The organism is Streptomyces lichenis (assembly GCF_023218175.1).
Lineage (GTDB): Bacteria > Actinomycetota > Actinomycetes > Streptomycetales > Streptomycetaceae > Streptomyces > Streptomyces lichenis.
This window is the reverse complement of the sequence record NZ_JALPTH010000003.1, coordinates 86818-106936: the sequence shown is the minus strand read 5'-3', so window position 1 is coordinate 106936 and position 20119 is coordinate 86818. Positions and strand designations below refer to the sequence as shown.

The 20119-nt window shown below is 75.1% G+C and carries 16 protein-coding genes and 1 tRNA gene; 8 read left to right on the top strand and 9 right to left on the bottom strand.

What is annotated here, in order from left to right:
* Nucleotides 1-43: 43 nt before the first annotated feature.
* Nucleotides 44-1717 (bottom strand): putative bifunctional diguanylate cyclase/phosphodiesterase, encoded by a 1674-nt coding sequence (locus tag M1O15_RS04085; protein WP_248631988.1) that lies wholly within the window; start codon nt 1715-1717, stop codon nt 44-46.
* 1022 nt (nt 1718-2739) lie between these two features.
* Here M1O15_RS04085 and M1O15_RS04080 point away from each other — a divergent pair.
* A complete protein-coding gene (locus M1O15_RS04080) occupies nt 2740-3978 on the top strand; it encodes a M6 family metalloprotease domain-containing protein (RefSeq protein ID WP_372499348.1) in 1239 nt (412 codons plus the stop codon).
* Between the two features lie 60 nt (nt 3979-4038).
* Here M1O15_RS04080 and M1O15_RS04075 read toward each other — a convergent pair.
* From M1O15_RS04075 to M1O15_RS04050, 6 genes are all read right to left on the bottom strand, one after another.
* Nucleotides 4039-4112: transfer RNA gene (locus M1O15_RS04075), tRNA-Lys, on the bottom strand.
* Nucleotides 4103-4870: a bifunctional DNA primase/polymerase gene (locus M1O15_RS04070; RefSeq protein ID WP_248631783.1), complete on the bottom strand. Its 768-nt coding sequence runs from the start codon at nt 4868-4870 to the stop codon at nt 4103-4105. Before M1O15_RS04070 ends, M1O15_RS04075 begins: the two co-directional genes overlap by 10 nt.
* An 830-nt stretch (nt 4871-5700) precedes the next feature.
* Nucleotides 5701-6051, bottom strand: a complete 351-nt coding sequence (locus M1O15_RS04065; RefSeq protein WP_248631782.1) for a DUF8844 domain-containing protein — start codon at nt 6049-6051, stop codon at nt 5701-5703.
* Nucleotides 6052-6133: 82 nt separating this feature from the next.
* Nucleotides 6134-7489 carry an AAA domain-containing protein gene (locus M1O15_RS04060; RefSeq protein WP_248631781.1) on the bottom strand — a complete coding sequence of 452 codons (1356 nt, stop codon included), beginning with the start codon at nt 7487-7489 and terminating at the stop codon, nt 6134-6136.
* The gene (locus M1O15_RS04055; protein WP_248631780.1) at nt 7486-9078 is read right to left on the bottom strand and encodes a hypothetical protein; all 1593 of its coding nucleotides are present in this window, start codon (nt 9076-9078) and stop codon (nt 7486-7488) included. Before M1O15_RS04055 ends, M1O15_RS04060 begins: the two co-directional genes overlap by 4 nt.
* Complete coding sequence (locus tag M1O15_RS04050) at nt 9069-10277, bottom strand: hypothetical protein (protein WP_372499347.1); 1209 nt, start codon at nt 10275-10277, stop codon at nt 9069-9071. Before M1O15_RS04050 ends, M1O15_RS04055 begins: the two co-directional genes overlap by 10 nt.
* 258 nt (nt 10278-10535) lie before the next feature.
* Between M1O15_RS04050 and M1O15_RS04045 the strand changes: the two genes are divergently transcribed.
* A complete protein-coding gene (locus tag M1O15_RS04045; RefSeq protein ID WP_248631778.1) occupies nt 10536-11132 on the top strand; it encodes a histidine phosphatase family protein in 597 nt (198 codons plus the stop codon).
* A gap of 23 nt (nt 11133-11155) precedes the next feature.
* Here M1O15_RS04045 and M1O15_RS04040 read toward each other — a convergent pair whose 3' ends face one another.
* Nucleotides 11156-12538, bottom strand: a complete 1383-nt coding sequence (locus M1O15_RS04040) for an NsdA family TPR-like regulatory protein (RefSeq protein WP_248631777.1) — start codon at nt 12536-12538, stop codon at nt 11156-11158.
* A 320-nt stretch (nt 12539-12858) separates the two neighbouring features.
* Here M1O15_RS04040 and M1O15_RS04035 point away from each other — a divergent pair, with 320 nt between their 5' ends.
* The 3 genes from M1O15_RS04035 to M1O15_RS04025 all read left to right on the top strand — a co-directional run bounded on the left by M1O15_RS04035 (nt 12859) and on the right by M1O15_RS04025 (nt 15465).
* The gene (locus tag M1O15_RS04035) at nt 12859-13374 is read left to right on the top strand and encodes a hypothetical protein (protein WP_248631776.1); all 516 of its coding nucleotides are present in this window, start codon (nt 12859-12861) and stop codon (nt 13372-13374) included.
* Between the two features lie 198 nt (nt 13375-13572).
* Nucleotides 13573-14529, top strand: a complete 957-nt coding sequence (locus M1O15_RS04030; RefSeq protein WP_248631775.1) for an NAD-dependent epimerase/dehydratase family protein — start codon at nt 13573-13575, stop codon at nt 14527-14529.
* 60 nt (nt 14530-14589) lie between these two features.
* Nucleotides 14590-15465: a spermidine synthase gene (locus tag M1O15_RS04025; protein ID WP_248631774.1), complete on the top strand. Its 876-nt coding sequence runs from the start codon at nt 14590-14592 to the stop codon at nt 15463-15465.
* A gap of 13 nt (nt 15466-15478) precedes the next feature.
* On the opposite strand, the gene M1O15_RS04020 is transcribed toward M1O15_RS04025, so the two are convergent.
* Nucleotides 15479-16066 (bottom strand): hypothetical protein, encoded by a 588-nt coding sequence (locus M1O15_RS04020; protein ID WP_248631773.1) that lies wholly within the window; start codon nt 16064-16066, stop codon nt 15479-15481.
* A 77-nt stretch (nt 16067-16143) separates the two neighbouring features.
* Between M1O15_RS04020 and M1O15_RS04015 the strand changes: the two genes are divergently transcribed.
* The 3 genes from M1O15_RS04015 (at nt 16144) to M1O15_RS04005 (ending at nt 19991) form a co-directional block, all read left to right on the top strand.
* Nucleotides 16144-16833 carry a response regulator transcription factor gene (locus M1O15_RS04015; RefSeq protein ID WP_248631772.1) on the top strand — a complete coding sequence of 230 codons (690 nt, stop codon included), beginning with the start codon at nt 16144-16146 and terminating at the stop codon, nt 16831-16833.
* Nucleotides 16830-18248, top strand: a complete 1419-nt coding sequence (locus M1O15_RS04010) for a sensor histidine kinase (protein WP_248631771.1) — start codon at nt 16830-16832, stop codon at nt 18246-18248. Before M1O15_RS04015 ends, M1O15_RS04010 begins: the two co-directional genes overlap by 4 nt.
* 291 nt (nt 18249-18539) lie before the next feature.
* On the top strand, nt 18540-19991 hold the full coding sequence (locus M1O15_RS04005; protein ID WP_248631770.1) for a glycoside hydrolase family 18 protein: 1452 nt from the start codon (nt 18540-18542) through the stop codon (nt 19989-19991).
* Nucleotides 19992-20119: the final 128 nt, after the last annotated feature.

The window sequence follows — 20119 nt, the reverse complement described above, 5'->3', positions numbered from 1 at the left end:
CGGGCCGGGCGGGCGACTCGCATCAGGGGACGCCGTACGGGCCTCAGCTCGCCGCCGCGCCGATCAGCGCGGCGATCCGATCCGGGGCCACCGCCCGCGAGTACAGCCAGCCCTGGCCGGTGTCGCAGCCGATCCGGCGCAGCCGCGCCGCCTGCCCCGCGGTCTCCACGCACTCCGCGGTGACGGTCAGTCCGAGCCGGTGCGCCAGCCCCACCAGGGTCTCCACGATCACCTCGTCGGCCCGGTTGGGGTGCTCCTCGTCCTGGAAGCCGCGTACGAAGGAGCCGTCCAGCTTCAGCCCGGAGACCGGCAGCCGGCTGAGGTAGGCCAGGTTGGAGTACCCGGTGCCGAAGTCGTCGATGGCGATCCGCACCCCCATGTCGCTGAGCGCCTGGAGGGCCTGCAACGGCCGGCCGGCCGAGCCCATCACGTCCGACTCGGTCAGCTCCAGTTGCAGCAGCCGCGGCGGCAGCCCGGTCTCCTCCAGGATCTCGGCGACATCCGCGACCAGGTCGGAGTCCCACACCTGGCGGACCGCCACATTGACGCTCATGAACAGCGGCCGGTCGGTCGGATGGTCCCGCTGCCACGCCCTCGCCTGGCGGCAGGCGGTACGCAGGATCCAGCGGCCGAGCTGCACGATCGAGCCGTCCTCCTCGGCGATACCGATGAACCGATTCGGCGGTAGCGCGCCGAACTGCGGGTGGTTCCAGCGCACCAGCGCCTCCACCCCGTGCACCGCTCCGTCCGCCAGACCGACCAGCGGCTGGTACTCCAGCGCGAACTCGCCCCGGTCGACCGCGGGCCGCAGGGTGGAGGAGAGGGCCTGCCGGGTCATCCGGTGGGCGTTGCGCTCGGGGTCGAACAGGGTCCAGCGGGCCTTGCCGTCGGCCTTGGCCCAGTACAGCGTGGTGTCGGCGGCCTGCATCAGCCCGTTCACGGTGGAGCCGGCGGCGGCCCGCTCGACCACCCCGATGGACGCGGAGACCGACAGCCGCTGCCCGGCGAGGTCGAACGGCCGCTGTACGGCGGCCAGTACGGCACCGGCCAGCTCGGCGAGCTGGTCGGTGCCGGTGGAGTCCTCCACCAGGATGGCGAACTCGTCCCCGCCGAGCCGGGCCACCAGATGGCCGTTGCCACCGCGCGCGTAACCGTCGCTGTCCGCGCACTCGTTGAGCCGGGAGGCGACGGCCGCCAGCAGCCGGTCGCCGACCCGGTGGCCCAGGGTGTCGTTGATCGCCTTGAAGCCGTCCAGGTCGAGGTAGCACAGCCCGATCCGGCCGGTGCCCCCGTCGTCGTAGCCCTCGTACGCCGACCGTTCGAGCGCGCTGGTCAGCCGCTCGAAGAAGAGCGTCCGGTTGGGCAGCCGGGTCACCGGGTCGTGCATCTGGAGGTGGCGCAGCCGGGCCTGGAGCCGGCGGCGGTCGCTGACGTCGGTGAGGGAGAGCAGTACGCCCTGGGAGCGGGGCATCGGGGAGACGGTGATCTCCGCCCAGAGCGAGCGTCCGTCGGGGTGCTTGAGCCGCCGGGTGCAGCGGAAGCGGGACCGTTCGCCGCGCAGCACCTCGCGGTAGGCGCGCCGGGTGCGGGCGTCGGAGCCGAGGTCCAGCAGCTCGGCCGCGGGCTGGTCGCGCAGGGACACCGGATCGCTGCCCAGCACCGCGGCCAGCGCCCCGTTGGCGCTCACCACCAGCCCCTCCGGGTCCAGCAGGGCCATCGCGAGGTGCGCCGCGGCGAAGGCGGCCCGGTAGTCGGCGAGTTCCTCCGGCTCGTACCCGCCGGCGGCGGCCGGGGTCGGCGCGTCATGGCCGCCGGAGACCGAGGGACCATGGCCGCCGGGCCGGGAGGGGTCATGGGCGCCGGGCGCCGAGGGGTCGCAGGTGCCGGGATGCCGTGCCGGGTACGCCGGATCGAGGTCCAGGCAGTCGTACGGATCGAGGCCCCGGGAGTCGTACGGGCCGGTGTCCCTGGGGGCGTACGGGCCGGGCTCCCGGGGGTCCCCCGGGTCGAGGTCCAGCAGCTCGCAGGGGTCGAGGTCCATCAGGTCGTACGCGCCGGGGGCCGCGCGGCCGTCGGGCGCCCCGTGTGCGCCGGATCCCGCGACCGGCGGCGTCGGTCCGGCGCCGGTGTACGTACCGGTGGCGATGCCGGTGACGGAGGCGGTCGCACCGGCCACCCGGGCGGCTGAGGCGTCGCGGGCGTCGCGGTAGCGGGCGGTCTCCGCCGCGTACCGCACCCCCTCCGCGGTTTCGTCACGCTCGGTCACAGGCCCATGGGTGATACCGGACGGTGGGCCCGCCGCGGCTGCCGGTCCTTCGGGGGTTCCGTTCACCGCTCGCTCCCGCAGGGCAGTTGTGACGCACGGATGTGGTCCGGATGGGTCGGCCGGGAAAGTGTGCCGATCATAGAGGTTTTCGCGGTGGCGGTTCCAGCGCCGCCACCGCCCGCGACCCCTGTGGGCGATACGGGTGACGCGCTTCGAACGCCGGGTCGACCGTTTCTGCACGGGTGTGCCATGCGCGGGCTCACCGGTGAACGAATGTGACTGTCTGTGAGAAGTGCCGGGTGGGTCCCTCTGGACGGTCGCTCACCCGTGTGGGGCACCGGAACAGGGCGTAAGCGGACAAACCGTCACAGGGTGGTGGGACGTCCAGCATCCCGTACCCGGAGGTCTACGTGGAGGGTCACCCGGAGGTCCACGGCGAGAGCCGTCAGCCACCCGAGGGAGTGGCCGAGGGGGTGGCCGGGACGGCGGCCGGGGGAGTGGACCGCGGCCGGTTGCGCTCCACGGCCGCCGGGGTCTTCGCACTGCTCTCGTTCGCCGCGACCGGACTGGTCGCCGGCCCCTCGGCGGCGGCCTCCGCCGAAGGGCCGTGCGCCCTGCCGCGCACCGACGTCCACCACTCCCTCGGCCTGGACACCTGGAACGCCGCCTACCCGAAGCCGGACCGGGACCTGAACGCGGTGATGCTCTTCCTGTCCTTCCCCGACGCCCCGCCGAGGACCACCCCGGACCAGCTGGTCGCCGACCACTTCCCCGCCACCGGCGAGTTCTTCCGGCGCGCCTCCTACGGGCGGTTCACCCTGCGCGCGGACCCCCTGCGCGAGTGGATCCGGATGCCGCGCCCCTCCACCTCGTACGCGATAAGGCGCGACTGGTCCTCCGGCCGCCGGGCCGCCTATCTGCGCGACGCCCTCGCCGTGACCGACCCCCGGGTGGACTTCTCCCGGTACGACATCGTCTACCTGGTGGCCGACCCGGACGCCCCGGGTGTGGACTCCGACGCCACCAAGGTGGTCAACCTCGACCGCCCGCTGCGCGCCGACGGGACCAGGATCAACCGCCTGGTCACCGTCTTCGAGCGGCACCCGCCGGACCGCAACGTCCTGGCCCATGAGACCGGCCACGTCTTCGACCTGCCGGACCTCTACCGCCGCCCGATGGACGGCAAGGGCGACTGGGACACCCATGTGGGTGACTGGGACGTCATGGGCAGCCAGTTCGCGCTCGCCCCCGAGCTCTTCGGCTGGCACAAGTGGAAGCTCGGCTGGCTGGACCGGCGGCAGGTGCGCTGTGTGGACGGCACCGGCGACGACCGCCTCACCCTGGAGCCGCTGGCGGCGCAGCCGCAGCCGGGCACCTCGCCCGGTACCCGGCTGGCCGTGGTGCGCACCGGCCCGCGCAGCGCCCTGGCCATCGAGGCCCGGGAGGCCACCGGCAACGACCGGGACACCTGCACCGAGGGCGTGCTGGTCTACCGGGTGCGCACCGACGCGGTCTCCGGCGACGGCCCAGTGGAGGTGGTGGACACCCACCCGGTGACCTCGGCCTGCCCGCACCGCTCGGTGTACCCGCCGCTGGCGGACGCGCCGCTGGGGGTGGGGGAGACCTTCACGGTGCCGGGCGAGAACGTCCGGGTGGAGGTGGCCGACCGCAGCGCCACCGGCGGCTGGAACGTCCGCGTCACCGTGCTCTGAACGCCGTACGGCATACAAGAAGAGGCCCCCCGCTTGCGCGAGGAGCCTCTTCTTCGTCTGTGCGCCGTCAGGGACTCGAACCCCGGACCCGCTGATTAAGAGTCAGCTGCTCTAACCAACTGAGCTAACGGCGCCTGCTGACGTCGTAGACACTAGCACCCTGGTCGGCGGCGTGTGAAATCGATACCGGCGCCCCCGGGGAGGCGGCCGCGCGGGCGGCCCGGGTGGCCGCCCACAGCACGGTGTCCGGGCCCGGCAGCCAGGGGCGCCGGGTGTCCGGGGCGACCAGCCAGCGGGGCGCGTCCCCCTCCCCGCCGGGCACCAGCGGCGGCACCGTGACGGCGTCGCCCGCGCCATGGCAGAGCATGGGCGGCACCGCCCGCCGCCACTCGGCCGCGGCCTCCCCGTCCGGGCGGGTGGGCGGATCGCCCAGCCAGCGCAGCAGCGAGGGCAGCCGCTGGGCGGTGCCGGGCGCGGCGAAGAGCATCAGCCGCCCCCGGTGCACGGCGACCGGGCCGGACCCGGGGCCGTCCGCCCACAGCCGGTCCAGCATCCGCCGCCCGAACACCGACTCCACGCTCACCACGTCGAAGACCGTTCCGCAGGAGAGCACGGCCGGGGCGGCCGGCCGGGACTCCCACAGCGCCAGCGTGGAGCGCGCGTACGCGGCCGCCGAGGTCAGCCAGGCCGCCCCGGCCGCCGTCACCTGCGTGGTGCGGGCGCGCTCGTCCTCGCAGAGCAGCCCGAAGAGGTCTGCCTGCCCGCCGGCCGGACCGCCACCACCTCCCCGGCCGCCGCCGTCACCGTCCACGCCGCGAGCGAGCCCGGCCCCGGGGAGCCAGTCGCCATGGATCCGTGCACCGTCGAGTTCATCTGGCAGCCATGCGCTCATGCGTCCACGTCTACCGTCCGTCCGCATCCGGTTCCGGAGAGTTCCCGGAAACCCGGACAGCACCGGGCGTACCGGAGTATTGTTCGCCACCGTCATATGCCGCCAGCAGTGGTTTTCGGTCACATGCGGACCGCCGCCGGGGCGGGCGCGGCGACCGGACGCGGCACTACCAGCGCGGAAGCCGCCCCCAACGGGCGGGGATGCGCCAACACGGCGCCGAGACGGCAGGTGCGCCAACAGGCCCGCTGCGGGCGCCTTGCGGCACAGGGGCCGCCGAACGGCCGGTATTCGGGTACAGGTGAGTGCACGGGCATGCGTGGGTGATCGGGCCGCACAGGCGCACTCGCCGGGCGCGCGCGTGGGTGCGCCCGCCAGACGCACGCGGACTGCATACGGCCCCGCCCCCAGGATCGCCCTGCCGACGGCACTGGTGCGCCCCGCCCGGGCAGACGCGGACCGCACCCGGCCCCCTGGCCCCCTAGGATCGCCCCGCCGACGGCACTGGTGCGCCCCGCCCGGGCAGACGCGGACCGCACCCGGCCCCCTGGCCCCCTAGGATCGCCCCGCCGACGGCACTGGTGCGCCCCGCCCGGGCAGACGCGGACGGCATCCGGCCCCCTGGCCCCCAGGATCACCCTGCCGACGGCACCGGTGCGCCCCGCCCGGGCAGACGCGGACGGCATCCGGCCCCCTGGCCTCCAGGGTCGCCCTGCCGACGGCACCGGTGCGCCCTGCCGGGCGCACACGGACGGCGTGCGGCCTCCGCCCCCCCAGGGGCGCCCCGGACGCACATGGACCGCCCCCGCTCCCTCGCCCCGCAAGGGGCCCCCTCACTCGTCCTCGGGGGCGCCCCCGCCGCGGATCAGGTCGCGGCCGAACTCGATCATCTTCTTGGCGTAGTCCTCGGTCCACCCGGCCCGCGCCGCCACATCCGCGGCCGTCAGCCGGTCGAATCGCCGCGGATCGGCCAGCTGGGCCGCCGCGACCGCCTGGAACTCCACCGCCCGGTCGGTGGCCGCCCGGAACGCCAGCGCCAGCTCCGTCGAACGGCTCAGCAGCTCCCTCGGGTCGTCCATGGACTCCAGACCGAAGAAGTGCTCCGGGTCGGAGGCCGCCTCCGCGGGCTCGAAGAGCAGTGGCGCGGGTTTGAACCGCCGCTCGCTCCGCTCGGTCTCCGCCATCGGATGTCTCCCTCTCGCCCGGGCCCCCTCTATGGGCCACCCTCCATTCTCCCGCCCCGCGCAAGTACGCCCTGTGGCGATGTCACGGGCCCCATTCCACCCGGTGTTCCGCCAGGTGGGAGAGGACCGCGTGGTTGGCCTCCCAGCCGTCCGGGAACTTGAGGGTGACCCCGAGCTGGACCGGCTCCGTCGACGGATGCTCGTCCAGCAGTTCGGCGACCCCGGCGCGGCAGACCACCACACAGGCGTGCCGGTGGCGGGAGGCCAGCACACACAGCCGGCCCGTCTCCAGATGGAACGCGGTGGCGTCCGGGCGGCCGGAGAGCGGGTGCAGCACCACCGTGACGTCGTACTCCCGGCCCTGGAGCCGGTTGGCGGTGTCCACCGTCACCCCGGTCACCCCCAGCGCCGCGAGGGCCGCCCGGACCGCCGCGGCCTGGTCGCGGTGGGCGGTGCCGACCGCGATCCGGTCCGCCGTCACCGGCACCGGGTCCGGCGAGCGCTCCGAGACCGCCGCCGCGCCCCGGTCGAGCAGCCGGCGCACCACCAGCGCCACCGCGTGCACCGCCTCCGGGTCGGTACGCGGGGTGTGCCGGGGCGGCAGCTCCAGCAGCCCCCAGCCGGACGCCGCCGCCTCGTCCAGCACCCGGTCCGGCCCGGAGCCGTCCGAGGCGATGCCGAAGGAGAGCCGCCGGTCGCCCGGACCGGTGCCGCTGCGGAACGGGGTGTACGGGTAGAAGGCGTCCGACACCAGCGGCGCCGCCGAGGCGGGCAGCCGCCAGGAGACCGGCAGCCGGTGCTGCGGCAGCTCCGGGTTGTGCGCCAGCAGGGTGGAGACCGCGCTCGCCGACGGGTCGTAGGAGAGCCCCGCCCACTGCTCGGCGCCCACCACCGAGAACGGGTCCAGCTGCCCCGGGTCGCCCACGAACAGCGCCCGCTCGAACAGCCCGGCCACCGCCAGCAGCGCGTCCGAGCGCATCTGGTACGCCTCGTCCACGATGGCGTGCCGCCAGGGCTCGTCCGTCTTCACATGGGCCCACTTCGCCGCGGTGGACACCACCACGTCCAGCCCCGCCAGATCGGCCGCCTTCGCCGACTTGCGCACGTTCTCCAAGCCATCCAGGGCGCGGTCGTACGGGTCGGAGTCGCTGCTGTGCAGCCGGCCCACCGGCAGCTCCGGCTCCTTCTCGGCCAGCCGCAGCACCAGGTCGTCCACCTGGGCGTTGGTCTGGGCGACCACCATCAGCGGCCGCCCGGCCGCCGCCAGCTCCAGCGCGGCCCGCACCACCAGCGTGGACTTGCCCGCGCCGGGCGGGGAGTCCACCACCACCCCGCGGGCGGTGCCGTCCAGGGTGTCCCGCAGGATCCGGGCGGTCGCCTCGGCGGCCGCGGCCCCGGGGTCGAAGACGCCCGTCGCGGGGGCCGGGGTCGTCGTCACAGCAGGTCCTCCGGGGTGACCGGGTCGGGGCGCTCCGCGCCGGGCTCGCCGGGCGGCCCGCCGTGGGTCCAGGGGGTGTCCTCCGGGTCGGGCAGCTTGGGCCCGCCCCGCTGGTCGTGCTCGAACAGCGTCCAGACGATCCGGTCGCCCTTCACCGGAACGGTGCCCTCCGCCGGGTTCTTGGCCCGGCCCATCCGGTCCAGCAGCCGCAGCACCAGGGTGCCGTCCTCCGGCTCGTACCCCACGAACGCGGCGCTCTGCGGACGGCCGTCCAGCGACCGGTAGACCTTCACCCCCTCGCCCAGCTGCGGCACATCCCCGGTACGGACGGTCAGCAGCGGGCGCGGCGAGGGCCGCTTGGACTCCGTCCACGCCGGCACCACGTCCAGCACCTCGGCGGTGAACGCCTCCCCGGCCAGCCGCCGGGCGGCCAGCACCAGCGGATCGTCCAGCGCCTCCTGCGCCTCCAGCTGGGCCTGCGCGGTCTCCCGGGCGGCCAGCTTCTGCGCCGAGGTCACCGCGTCGTCCCGGCGGGGCTGCGGCGGCTCGCCCGAGCGCACCCGGTCCCGGTGCCCGGTGAACGACCAGCGGTCCCGCGTCCAGCGGTCGGCCACCCGGGACCCGGCCGGCAGCCCCCGCAGCAGCTCAAGGCACCGCCACACCGCGTCCCAGGTGGGCTTCAACTGGGAGGCGACCAGCCGGCGCACCTCCCGCTCGGCCCGGTGCAGCTCACCCAGCCGGGCGTCGGCCAGCTCGCCCTCCTCCGCCGCGCCCAGCGCCTGCCGGGCCCGGTCGTAGCGGTCGATCGCGGGGGCCAGCAGCCGGTTGTCGAACGTGGGATCGGTGGCCGGACCGGCCGGCGGGCAGAGCAGCTGACCGGCCGCGTCCCGGCCCAGCTCGGCCCGGAGCGCCGCTTCCGCCCCCGACTCCCCGTCGCCCGCCTCGATCCAGGCCAGCAGGGCGCCCAGATGCTGGTCCTCCAGCGAGGACTGGCCGGTCGCCCAGTGCCGGTTCAGCAGGTCGGTGGCGGCCAGCAGCAGCGAGGAGCCCGGCACCCGGGCCCGCTCCCCGTAGTGCGTCAGCCAGCGGCCCAGCAGCGGCACCCGCGCGGGCGCCGGATACGGGGTGTCCGGGTCGTCCTCGGCGGTGCGCCGGAACCGGGTGGAGCGGCCCAGCAGCCGTACGTACTCCACACCCGCCCGGCTCGGCACGATCAGCTGCGGCGCGTCCGCGCACAGCTCGACCTCCACCTTCACCTTCTTGCCGGTCTCCGGGTCGGTCTCCGACCGCTCGGCCGCCTCGACCTCCCCGGCGTACCCGTCCAGATACGGCACCACCGCCTCGGCCAGGTCCGCCAGGAACGCGAACCGCAGATCCCGGTCGCGCGGCTGCGCCACCACCAGCAGCCGCGGCTCGGCCGGATCGGTGCCCACCAGCGCCCCCAGCGGCGCCCCGGCCTCACCCGCGGTGGTCAGCGGCACCAGCACCAGCGGCCGGTCGGACAGATGCCGGTGGCGTACGGTCGCCAGCGGCTGCGCCCGCCCCGACTCCACCGCCTCCAGCCGGGCCAGCGTCCCGATCAGCGACATACCGCCGCCCCCTCCGTACCCACGGCCCCGGCCCCGGCCCCGGCCCCGGCCCCGGCGACCTCCCCGGCCCCGGCCACCGCTCCCGTGATCGCCACCGCTCCGGTGATCGCCTCCCTCCGCAGCGCCTGCGCCCTCCGCAGCGCCGCCACCGCCGGATCGGCCGGGTCCCCGGCCTCCCCCCGCGCCGCGGCCAGCACCGCCCCCACCGTGGTCAGCCCGCCCAGCTCACCCCGGACCGAGCGGCCCAGCGTCTCCACCGCCCCCGCCTCCCGCGACCGGCCCCGGCAGTGGAAGGCCAGCTCGCAGGCGGCCAGGCACTCCGGCGCATAGGCATGCGGCACCGCCTCCACCGCTTCCGTCAGCTGCTCCGCCGAGCACCCCTCCAGATCGAAGCTCAGCCCCTCCGGCAGCGCGGCGGCGATGTCCTCGATCCGGGTCAGCCGGGCCAGCTGCCGACGGGTCACCGACAGCTGCTTGCGCACGTCCACCACCGAGCCGGCCGGCTGGTTGGTGAAGTCCCTCGGGCAGACCAGCAGCACCGAGTGCGCCACCTCGGCGCCCTCGGTCAGCGCCGCGACCCGCTCCAGCGCCAGCACGTAGACCGCCGCCTGCCGGGCCGCCGCGCCCACCTTGGCCGGGTCGGCCGAGCCGTCCAGCACCGGGAAGGACTTGATCTCCACCACCGTCCACCGCCCGTCCGGGTGGACCACCACCGCGTCCGGCTCCAGATAGGCGGGCGAACCGGCCACCTCCAGTGCCAGCAGCGGATGGTCCAGCAGCGTCCAGGTCCCGGCGCCGGTGGCCTCCCGCAACGCCAGCGCGGTGCGCGCCGCCCGCCCCTGCGGCCCGGCCGCGGCCAGCTCGGGCACCCGCACCCCGCCCGGCTCGTCCACCCCGAGCAGCCGCATCAGCTCCATACCGCCGTCGGCCTTCACCCGCGCCTCGAAGGCATGGCCCCGGGCGAACGCGAACTGCGACTGCCCATACGAGGAAGGAGAGCCCAGCGCACTCGCCAGGGCCCCCTTGTCCACCCCGGCCCCGTCCAGCAGCGCCCGTCTGCGGCACCCCGGATTGGCCGCGAGCGCGGCGAGCGCCCGGGCGTCCAGCGGATGCGGCACAGCCGGCCCGCGCAACTCGGCCAGCCGCTGCCGCAACTCCCGCCGCGGCCCGGGCACGCCAGGATCGGCCGACCGCCCCAAGCGCTCGGCGGGCGGTGTCGGCACAGTCCGCGGCGGCTCCCGCAAGGGACCGCCGCCCAGGAAATCGCTCACCCGCCGAAGTCTCGCATCCCCCACTGACAACAGGCGCCCGCCGAGCACCCGCACCGGCGATCCCGCAGGCCACGACAAGTCCCCGCCCCCGCGCGCCCCCTCCCACCCCCGTGCGTGATGATGGAAAGACGGCCCCTTCCCCAGTCGGCACACGAGCCGCACCACCGAACTTCAGGAGAGCCCCTCATGGCACCGCGCATCCTGCTCGCCCGGCACGGCCAGACGGAATGGTCGCTGTCCGGCCGGCACACCGGCAGGACGGACATACCGCTCCTGGAGGAGGGCCGCCGCGGGGCCAAGCTGCTCGGCGAGCGGCTGCACCGCTCCCCCTGGGACGGCCTGGAGGGCTACGAGATCCGCACCAGCCCGCTCGCCCGCGCCGCCGAGACCTGCGAGCTGGCCGGGTTCGGCGGCCGCGCCGAGGCCTGGGACGCGCTGATGGAGTGGGACTACGGCGCCTACGAGGGCAAGACCCCCGCCGAGATCAAGGCGGACGACCCCGACTGGTTCATCTGGCGCGACGGCGTCCCCGAGGGCGAGACCCTGGCCCAGCTCTCCGACCGGGCCGACGAGGTCGTGGCCTGGGCCCGCTCCGCCGACCGCGACGCCCTGGTCTTCGCCCACGGCCACATCCTGCGCTCCATCGCGGCCCGCTGGCTGGGCGAGCACATCTCCTTCGCCGCCCGCATCCGCCTCGACCCCACCAGCCTCTCCGCCCTCGGCTGGGCCTACGACGCCCCCGCCATCGAGCGCTGGAACGACACCGGCCACCTGGAGGCCTGACAGCCGCCTTGTAAGAGCGGCGCTCAGACGGCGAGGGACGCGCGCCGTTCCAGGAAGGAGCGGACGGACGGGGTGGCGGGGGCTCGGGCGGACAGCAGGCGGGCGGTGTGGTCCAGCAGGGCGTCGATGCGGCTGGAGCGGACCTCGGCCAGCAGGTCCATGGCGTGCTCGGCGGCGGCCGCGGCCTCGTCGGGGGCTCCGCCGTGGGCGAGGTCCACGGCGAGCTGGGCGCGGTAGAGGGCCAGGTTCCGGGTGAAGTGCGGGCTTTGGAGAGCAGTGGCGCGCCGGGCGTGGCGGCTGGCGCGGGGCCAGTCGCCCAGGGCCGACCAGCAGCGGGCCTCCAGGGACTCCAGCTCCGGCTCGCCGAAGAAGGACATCCACTCCGGGTCGGCGTCGCACGGGCCGCGGCCGAACAGGGTGTGCGCCCGGCCGAGGGCCTGCTCGCAGGCCGTGCGGTCGCCGAGCCCGGCCCAGCCGCCGGCCTCGCGCAGGGTCAGCAGGGCCGACAGCCGGGGTGAGGCCAGTTGGCGGGCGGCCCGCTGCCCGGCCTGGGCGGCCCGGACCGCCTCGCGGTGCCGGCCGGCGTCCCGGGCGAGGAAGGAGGTGTTGGAGAAGGCGTGCGCCTCCAGTCCCGCGTCCCCGGCGACCCGTGCGGTGGCCAGTGCCTCCGCGTAGTGCGAGCGGGCGTCCTCCTGGCGGCCCGAGTCATGGGCCAGCCAGCCCACCGACAGGGCCAGCTCGCCCGCGCCGGAGTGCATCCGGTCGCTGGTGGACTGGCGGGCGGCGGTGCCGGAGTCGAGCAGCGCGTAGGCGGTGCGCAGCGGTTCGGCGGCCTCCCGGTAGAGCCGGTCCGCCCCGTGCCGGTCGTCCAGCAGCCGGATCCGGCGGACCGCCTCCTCGACGGCTCTGACCTCGGTCTCACCGAACCTGCCGCCGGCACGCGGCGCGGGGATGGTGGCGGCGAGCGCGGGGGAGGGCGCGCCGAGACCGAGCGTGGCGGCGACCGCGGCGGTGCCACCCATGAATGCGCGACGCAGCACGTCGCTCTCCTCATCGTTCCGGACGGGTGCCTGGGGCTCCGGCGGGGCGGTCCGGGGGCCCGCGGGCGCACCGCGCGCGCCCCGGCCGCGTACCTGCTCCCGCGCGGTGAAGCCCAGATCCCGCAGGGTGAGGCCGGGGAACATATGCAAGAAGACCCGCTCGTAGGCGTAGTTCGGGCAGCGGATCTCGCCCGACTCCACCCGCCCGACATAGCGGGCGTCGCACGCGACCTGCTCGCCGATCTCCCGGCCGGCACGGCGCACCGCGGCGGCGAACTCGCCGGGGGAGCGGGCTCCGCGCAGCTGCCGGAAGGCGAGGTTGGGGACTGTCGGGACGGGTGGGGGGACTGGTGCCGAGGACGCCATGGTCGAGCCCTCTCGTGCGGTGACTGCCGGGTCCTGCGTCTACTGCGGGTCCTGCGACTGCCGGGAGCGGGCGCCCTCGCGGGTGCGGGGGCGGCTGTTCCCGGCCGGCCGCGCCGAACGTACCCTCTATGACGGGGTGCGCACCCACAGTTTGGCTACAAACCGGATATCTCACCCACGATCCGCCATGTTCTGCCATCCTTTGCGGCGGCCTGGCGCCGTAGCCGTTGACGCGGTGCGGCGTTGAACCGGTGGAGAGACGCACTGTGTCTTCGCACGGGGACTCGAAGCTGGAGGGGATTCCCTTGTCGGAGGTCGGCATGCAGGCAGGCCCGCACCCCATGGATCCGTACGGCGCCATCCCGGACGGCAGCCCCTGGCGGAGTGTCACCGTGCCGCCGCCCGGCCCCGAGCGGCCGGGGCGGAGCGGCCTGCCGGAGGAGGTCCCCTGCGACCTGGTGACCGTGCCGGCCCGCCAGGGCCTGGAGGCCGTGGACATCCTGCGGCGCGGCGGCACCCCCGCCGTCGGCCCGGTCCTCCACGACGACGCCTGCGCCACCCTCGGCTTCCTGGTGCCGCCCGGCACCGCCGCCCGCTGGGATGTCCCGGGGAGTGCGTGTACCGACACCTCGGGGCGCGGGCTGCGCATCCCCGGCCTGGCCGGGGGCTGCCCCGTCGGGTCGGGCGCCGAGATGGTCGCCGCCCCCGAGGTGCTGCCCGGCTCCGACTGGCTGCTGCCGCCCGGTGACACCGGCCCGGTGACCGACCCGGTGATGCTCCGCCAGGCCCTCGGTGAGGCGGCCCGGCTGATCGAGGCCGCCGACAACTGCCGTTAGCCGCCGGGCTTTCGTCCTCCTTCCGAGCCCCCTGGAGACGTCGATCGTTCGACGGTGCCAGGGGGCTCGTCGTGTTGCCGGTCGCGCGGCCGAGGGCAAGTCACTCTTGCGGGTGCCTCTTGCGAGAGTTATAGTATCTAACGAAACAGAGCAGCGATAACCGGGTCCTGGTGACCCGCCGACTCAAGGAGCCTGATGATGGCCGGCACCGCACGTGAAACCCATGTCGTCCTCGGAGCGGGACCGGCCGGTTCGACCCTCGCCGGGGAGCTGGCCCGCCGGGGTCACGCGGTCCGGCTGGTGGCCCGCTCGGCGCCGGTGGCGGGGACCCCCGAGGGCGTGGTCTTCCACCCGGGTGACGTCGGCTCCGCCGAGGGCGCGCGTGCCGCCATAGCGGGCGCCGCCGTGGTCTACCACTGCGTCAACGTCGCCTACCACCTCCAGGTCGAGGCGATGCCCGGCATCCAGGACGCCGTCCTCGCGGCGGCGGAGGCGGAGGGGGCGCGGCTGGTGGTGCTCGACACCGTCTACCCGTACGGACCGACCGGCGGGGAGGTCATGACCGAGGACACCCCCTGGCGGGCGACCGGCGCCAAGGGCCGGATGCGGGCCGCGCTGGACGAGAAGTACCTGGCCGCCCACCGCGAGGGGCGCGTCCGGGTCGCGCTCGGCCGCTCGGCGGACTTCGTCGGGCCCGGCGTCCTCAACTCCACCCTGGGTGGCGCGGTCTTCCCCGGCGCACTGACCGGCACCGAGGTGATCGGGCTCGGCGACATCGACCTGCCCCACAGCTACACCGACATCCGGGCGGTCGCCGCCGGTCTGGCCACCCTGGGCGAGCACCCCGAGGGCGACGGCCGGGTCTGGCATCTGCCGACCGCCCCGGCCCGTACCACCCGGGAGGTGTTCCGGCTGATCGAGGAGCGGGTCGGACGGCCGCTGGACATCTCGGTCAAGACCGAGCCCCGCCCCTTCGGGCCCTTCGACCAGGTGTTCATGGACGCCTACGCCGAGCTGTTCTACCAGCACACCGAGGCCCAGGTGATGGACTCCACCGCGTTCCAGGACGCCTTCGGCGTCAAGCCCTTCGCCCTGGAGGACACCCTGGACGCCACCCTCGACTGGTACCGCGCCTTCCTCGCCTCGCGCGGCTGAGGCCGGCCGGCCCGTTCCCCACATTCCGTACCGGGCATCCGCGCGTCCGATAATGGCCGGATGGCGAGAAGCAGACGGCGGGAGCGGGGTGCGGCGGCGGAGGCCGCTTCGGAGGTCGTGGGCGGGGGCCTCGCGGAGTTGCTGCCCGACCCGGACCGGCCGCGCGGCTGGACGCTGCTGGTGGGCGGGGCGCCCCAGTCGCAGGTGGACCTGGACGACCCGGCCTGGCTGGGCTTCCCGTACCAGCGCAGGCTCGGCCATGTCGCCGACCTGGCCGGACCGCCGGGGCGGCCGCTGAAGGTGGTGCACCTCGGCGGCGGGGCGTTCACGCTGGCCCGTTACGTGGCCGGGGGCCGGCCCCGCTCCACCCAGCAGGTGGTGGAAGTGGACGCCGCCCTGGTGGCGTTCGTCCGCCGGGAACTGCCGCTCGACCCGGGCGCCCGGATCCGGGTCCGGGCCGTGGACGCGCGGGAAGGGCTGGCCAAGGTGCCCGACGGGTGGGCGGACCTGGTGATCGCCGATGTCTTCAGCGGGGCGCGCACCCCGGCGCATCTGACCAGTACGGAGTTCCTGGGCGAGGCGCGCCGGGCGCTCGGGGTGGACGGGATCTATGCGGCGAACCTCACCGACGGGCCGCCGCTGGCCTTTCTGCGCGGCCAGATCGGCACCGCGGCGGCGCTCTTCCCGCAACTGGCGCTGGCCGCCGACCCGGCCGTGCTGCGCGGGCGGCGGTTCGGCAACGCGATCCTGGTCGCGTCCGCCACCGCACTGCCGGTGGCCGAGCTGACCCGGCGGGTGGCGAGCGACCCGCACCCGGGGCGGGTGCTCGCCGGGCGGGAGCTGATCGACTTCGCCGGCGGGGCGAAGCCCGTTGCCGATGCTCAGGCCGTGGACTCACCGGCTCCGCCGCCGGACGCCTTCGACGATGTGAAGTGAGGCTCGGGGACGGTCAGCGCTGTTCGATCTGGACTCGGGGAGCCTGGTCGTGCCAGGTGCAGAAGACGTCCGTCTCCCGGCCGTCGGCGCTGAAGGTCACCCGGATGTAGGTCGGCTGTTTCCACACCTGCATCTGCCAGCCGGCCGCCGGGGTCGCCGACACCAACTCGGCCGAGGAGGCGCCGATGTCGAACACCACCCGGCCGCCCTCCACCGGATAGCCGCGCACCGAGCCGGTGTTCGCGGACGGGGAGGGTGCGGGGGACGACGGGGCGGCCGAGGGGGGCGGGGTGGAGGGAGGGTCCTCGGAGCGGTCGGAGGAATCGGACGCCGAGGACGGTGAGGGGGTGCGGGAGGGTCGGGACGGGGTCGGGGAGGGGGAGGCGGACGGGCGGGGGCGGTGGGTGGAGGAGGTGTGCGGCTCGCGGCCGGAGGAAGCCGCCGCCACCGGGCGCTCGGCGGTGATCGGCACGGCCCGCGGCGGGTCGTACACCGTGCCGGCCAGCACCGTGTGCACCCCCCACCACGACAGCGTGACCGCCGCGCCGGTGGCGAGCGACCAGGCCGCGGCGTGTACCAGTCCTCTGCGCATCCGGGCCATAGTGCACCACCCGGACCGGCCGCCGCACCGTCAGCTCCGGTCCATCGGGTTCCCCCGGATGGCGTACGGTGCCGCCCATGGCAAGTGTGCTCGTGGTCGAGGACGACCAGTTCGTGCGCTCCGCCCTCATCCGGCACCTGACCGACGCCTCGCACACCGTGCGGAGCGTCGGCACGGCCCTGGAGGCGCTGCGCGAGGTCGCCCACCACCGCTTCGACGTGGTCATCCTCGATCTGGGACTGCCCGATCTGGACGGCGCCGAGGCGCTGAAGATGCTCCGCTCCATCACCGACGTCCCTGTGATCATCGCCACCGCCCGGGACGACGAGACCGAGATCGTGCGCCTCCTCAACGACGGCGCCGACGACTACCTCACCAAGCCGTTCTCGGTGGAGCACCTCTCCGCCCGGATGGCCGCCGTGCTGCGCCGCGCCCGCGCCGGGGCCGCCGCGCCTCCGCCGAGCCGGGTGGTCACCGTCGGCGGGCTCACCGTGGACCCGCTGCGCCGCCAGGCCGAACTGGACGGCGTACGACTCGACCTGACCCGCCGCGAGTTCGACCTGCTGGCCTTCCTCGCCGACCGCCCCGGGGTGGTCGTCCCGCGCCGGGAACTGCTCGCCGAGGTCTGGCAGCAGTCCTACGGCGACGACCAGACCATCGACGTCCATCTGTCCTGGCTGCGCCGCAAGCTGGGCGAGACCGCGGCCCGCCCGCGCTATCTGCACACCCTGCGCGGGGTCGGCGTGAAGCTGGAGCCGCCGCGGTGAGATGGGCCCTGGTCCGGGTGGCGCTCGCGGTCACCGTGATGGTCGTCGCCGCCTTCGCCGTACCGCTGGGACTGGTGGTCAAGGAGATGGCCCGCGACCGGGCGTTCTCCAACGCCGAACGGCGGGCCGCCGCCCTCGGCCCCGCGCTCGCCATCACCAGCGACCGCCGGGAGCTGGACCGGGCCGTGGCCTCCACCGAGGACGGGGCGGCCGGGCGGCTCGCCGTGCACATCCCGGCCTCGGACCAGACCGGTGGCCGGCCGATCGAGATCGGGACGCGCCGGGCCGCCGAGAAGGATCTGCGCACCACCCGGGCCTATGGGCGGGCCGCCATCGCCGCCGTGCCCGGGGGCTCGGTGCTGCTCCAGCCCACCGCGCTGGGCACCGGACAGGTCGCCGTGGTCGAGCTGTACGTGCCCGAGGCCGAGGTCACCAACGGGGTGGCCACCGCCTGGCTGGTGCTGGCCGGGGTCGGCGCCGCCCTGGTCGTCGGCTCGGTCGCGGTCGCCGACCGGCTCGGCGTCCGCATGGTCCGCCCCGCCCAGCGGCTGGCCCGGGCCGCCCACGACCTCGGCGAGGGCCGGCTCGGCGCCCGGGTACCGGAGGACGGTCCGCCCGAACTGCGCTCCGCCGCCATCGCGTTCAACTCCATGGCCGACCAGGTGGTGCGGCTGCTCGCCAACGAGCGCGAGCTGGCCGCCGACCTCTCGCACCGGCTGCGCACCCCGCTGACCGTGCTCCGGCTCAACACGGCCTCGCTCGGCGAGGGCCCGGCGGCCGAGCAGACCCGGGCCGCCGTCGCCCAGCTGGAGCGGGAGGTGGACACCATCATCCGCACCGCCCGGGAGGCCAAGCCGCAGACCCAGGCGGCCGGCCCGGGCGCCGGCTGCGACGCCTCGGAGGTGGTACGGGAGCGGATGGCGTTCTGGTCGGCGCTGGCCGAGGACGAGGGCCGTACGGTACGGCTGGCCGGCACCGACCGGCCGGTACGCATCCCGGTGGCCCGCCCCGAACTGGCCGCCGCGCTCGACGCGTTGCTCGGCAACGTCTTCCGGCACACCCCCGAGGGCACCGCCTTCTCGGTGGACCTGCACAACGGCGAGGACGCGGTGATCGTGCTGGTGTCGGACGCCGGGCCGGGCATCGCCGACCCGGCCGCCGCCCTGGAGCGCGGCAACAGCGGGGAGCGGGACGGCTCCACCGGGCTCGGCCTGGACATCGTGCGCCGGGTCGCCGAGTCCACCGGGGGCGATGTGCGGATCGGGCGCTCGGTGCTCGGTGGCACCGAGGTGCGCATCTGGATCGGCCTGGACGGGCGCGCCTCGGCCGCCGCCCGCGACGAGGGCCGCCGACGCGGCAAGGGCCGGTCCGCCGCCCGTACGTCTGTGATCTCCCGACTGACCCGCTTCCGCTGAGCCGGCCGGCTGACCCGCTCCCGGCCTCGCCCCCACTGAGTCGGCTGGACCTGTTCCCGGTCTCGCCTCCGGCCGCGCTCCTGCTGAGTCGGCTGACCCGCTCCCGGTCTCGCTTCCGCCGGCCGGCTTAACCGGTCCCGATGGCTTCCTTAAGCCCGCCCTAAGATCCCCAACCGCCGCCCGGATGACGTCGATTGTCCGATTCGGGCGCGCTAGCTTGCTGCCACGGCCCGGGACGCCCCCCCACCCCGGGCCGTCAACGGAAGCGCACCACACAAGGCAGGTCACCCCATGGGCAGCAGCACGGTCTCGCACCGGCGCAGGATGAGCGGCAGGAACAAGGCGGTCGGCGCCCTGGTGGCGGTGGCCGTGGCCGGAGGCGCGGCGGTCGCCTTCGGGTCCACCGCGCAGGCCGCCGGCGTCGGCGCCGCGTACACCAAGTCCAGCGGCTGGAGCGGTGGTTACACCGGCCAGTACACGGTCAGCAACGAGACCGGAGCGGACCGGGACGGCTGGAAGCTGGAGTTCGACCTGCCGGCCGGCACCCGGATCGGCTCGCTGTGGAACGGCGAGCACACGGTGGACGGGCAGCACATCACCGTACGGCCCGAGAGCTGGAACAAGCGGCTGAAGCCGGGCGCCACCGTCACCGTCGGCTTCACCACCACCGCCGAGGGCAAGGCAGGCGACCCCACCGGCTGCCGGATCGACGGGGCCGCCTGCTCCGCCGACGCGCCCCCCACCCCCGTACCGAGCGGCCGCCCCACCACCGTCCCCACCCCCACCCCCTCGACGCCGACGCCCACTCCGACACCGAGTGCGTCCACCCCCGTGCCGGGCGGCGGTACGGGAGGGGGCCGGTTCGCCCCGTATGTGGACACCTCGCTGTACCCCGCGTACGACCTGCTGGACACCGCCGCCAAGACCGGCGTGCAGGACTTCACCCTGGCCTTCATCACCTCCGGCGGCTCCTGCGCCCCGCTCTGGGGCGGGGTCACCGGGCTCGCCGACGACCGGGTGGCCGCCCAGATCGGCGCCCTGCGCGCCAAGGGCGGGGACGTCCGGGTCTCCTTCGGCGGCGCGGCCGGCCATGAGCTCGCCCTCAACTGCGCCACCGCCGACCAGCTGGCCGCCGCCTACGGCAAGGTCGTCGACCAGTACAAGCTGACCAAGGTCGACTTCGACGTCGAGGGCGCGGCCCTGCCCGACCGGGCGGCCAACACCCGCCGCGCCCAGGCCATCGCCAGGCTCCAGCAGTCCTACCCCGGTCTGGACGTCTCCTTCACCCTGCCGGTCATGCCGGAGGGCCTCACCCAGCCCGGTGTCGACCTGCTCGCCGACGCGAAGAAGAACGGGGTGCGCATCGGCGCCGTCAACATCATGGCGATGGACTACGGCCCGGCGTACAGCGCGGACATGGGGCAGTACGCGATCCAGGCCGCGACCGCCACCCAGGCACAGCTCAAGGGGGTGCTCGGGCTCTCCGAGGCGCAGGCCTGGAAGACGGTCGCGGTGACCCCGATGATCGGCGTGAACGATGTCGTATCCGAGGTGTTCCGCACCGAGGACGCCACCGAGCTGGTCGCCTTCGCCAAGGAGAAGGGGCTGGCCTGGCTGTCGATGTGGTCCGGCACCCGGGACAAGCAGTGCCCGGACGGCGCGGTGAACCGGGCCGACGCCACCTGCTCCTCCATCTTCCAGCAGCCGTTCGCCTTCACCAGGGCCTTCGCCGCCTACCGCTGAGCCATCCGCATCCCCCCACACGCGCCCCGGCCCGGGTCTTCCCCCCCCACCCGAGCCGGGGCGCCCCGCTGCCCCCGTTGCCGAAGAAGTGTGCGGGAGGAGGACGTACGCTCGCAGGGCGGGGCGAC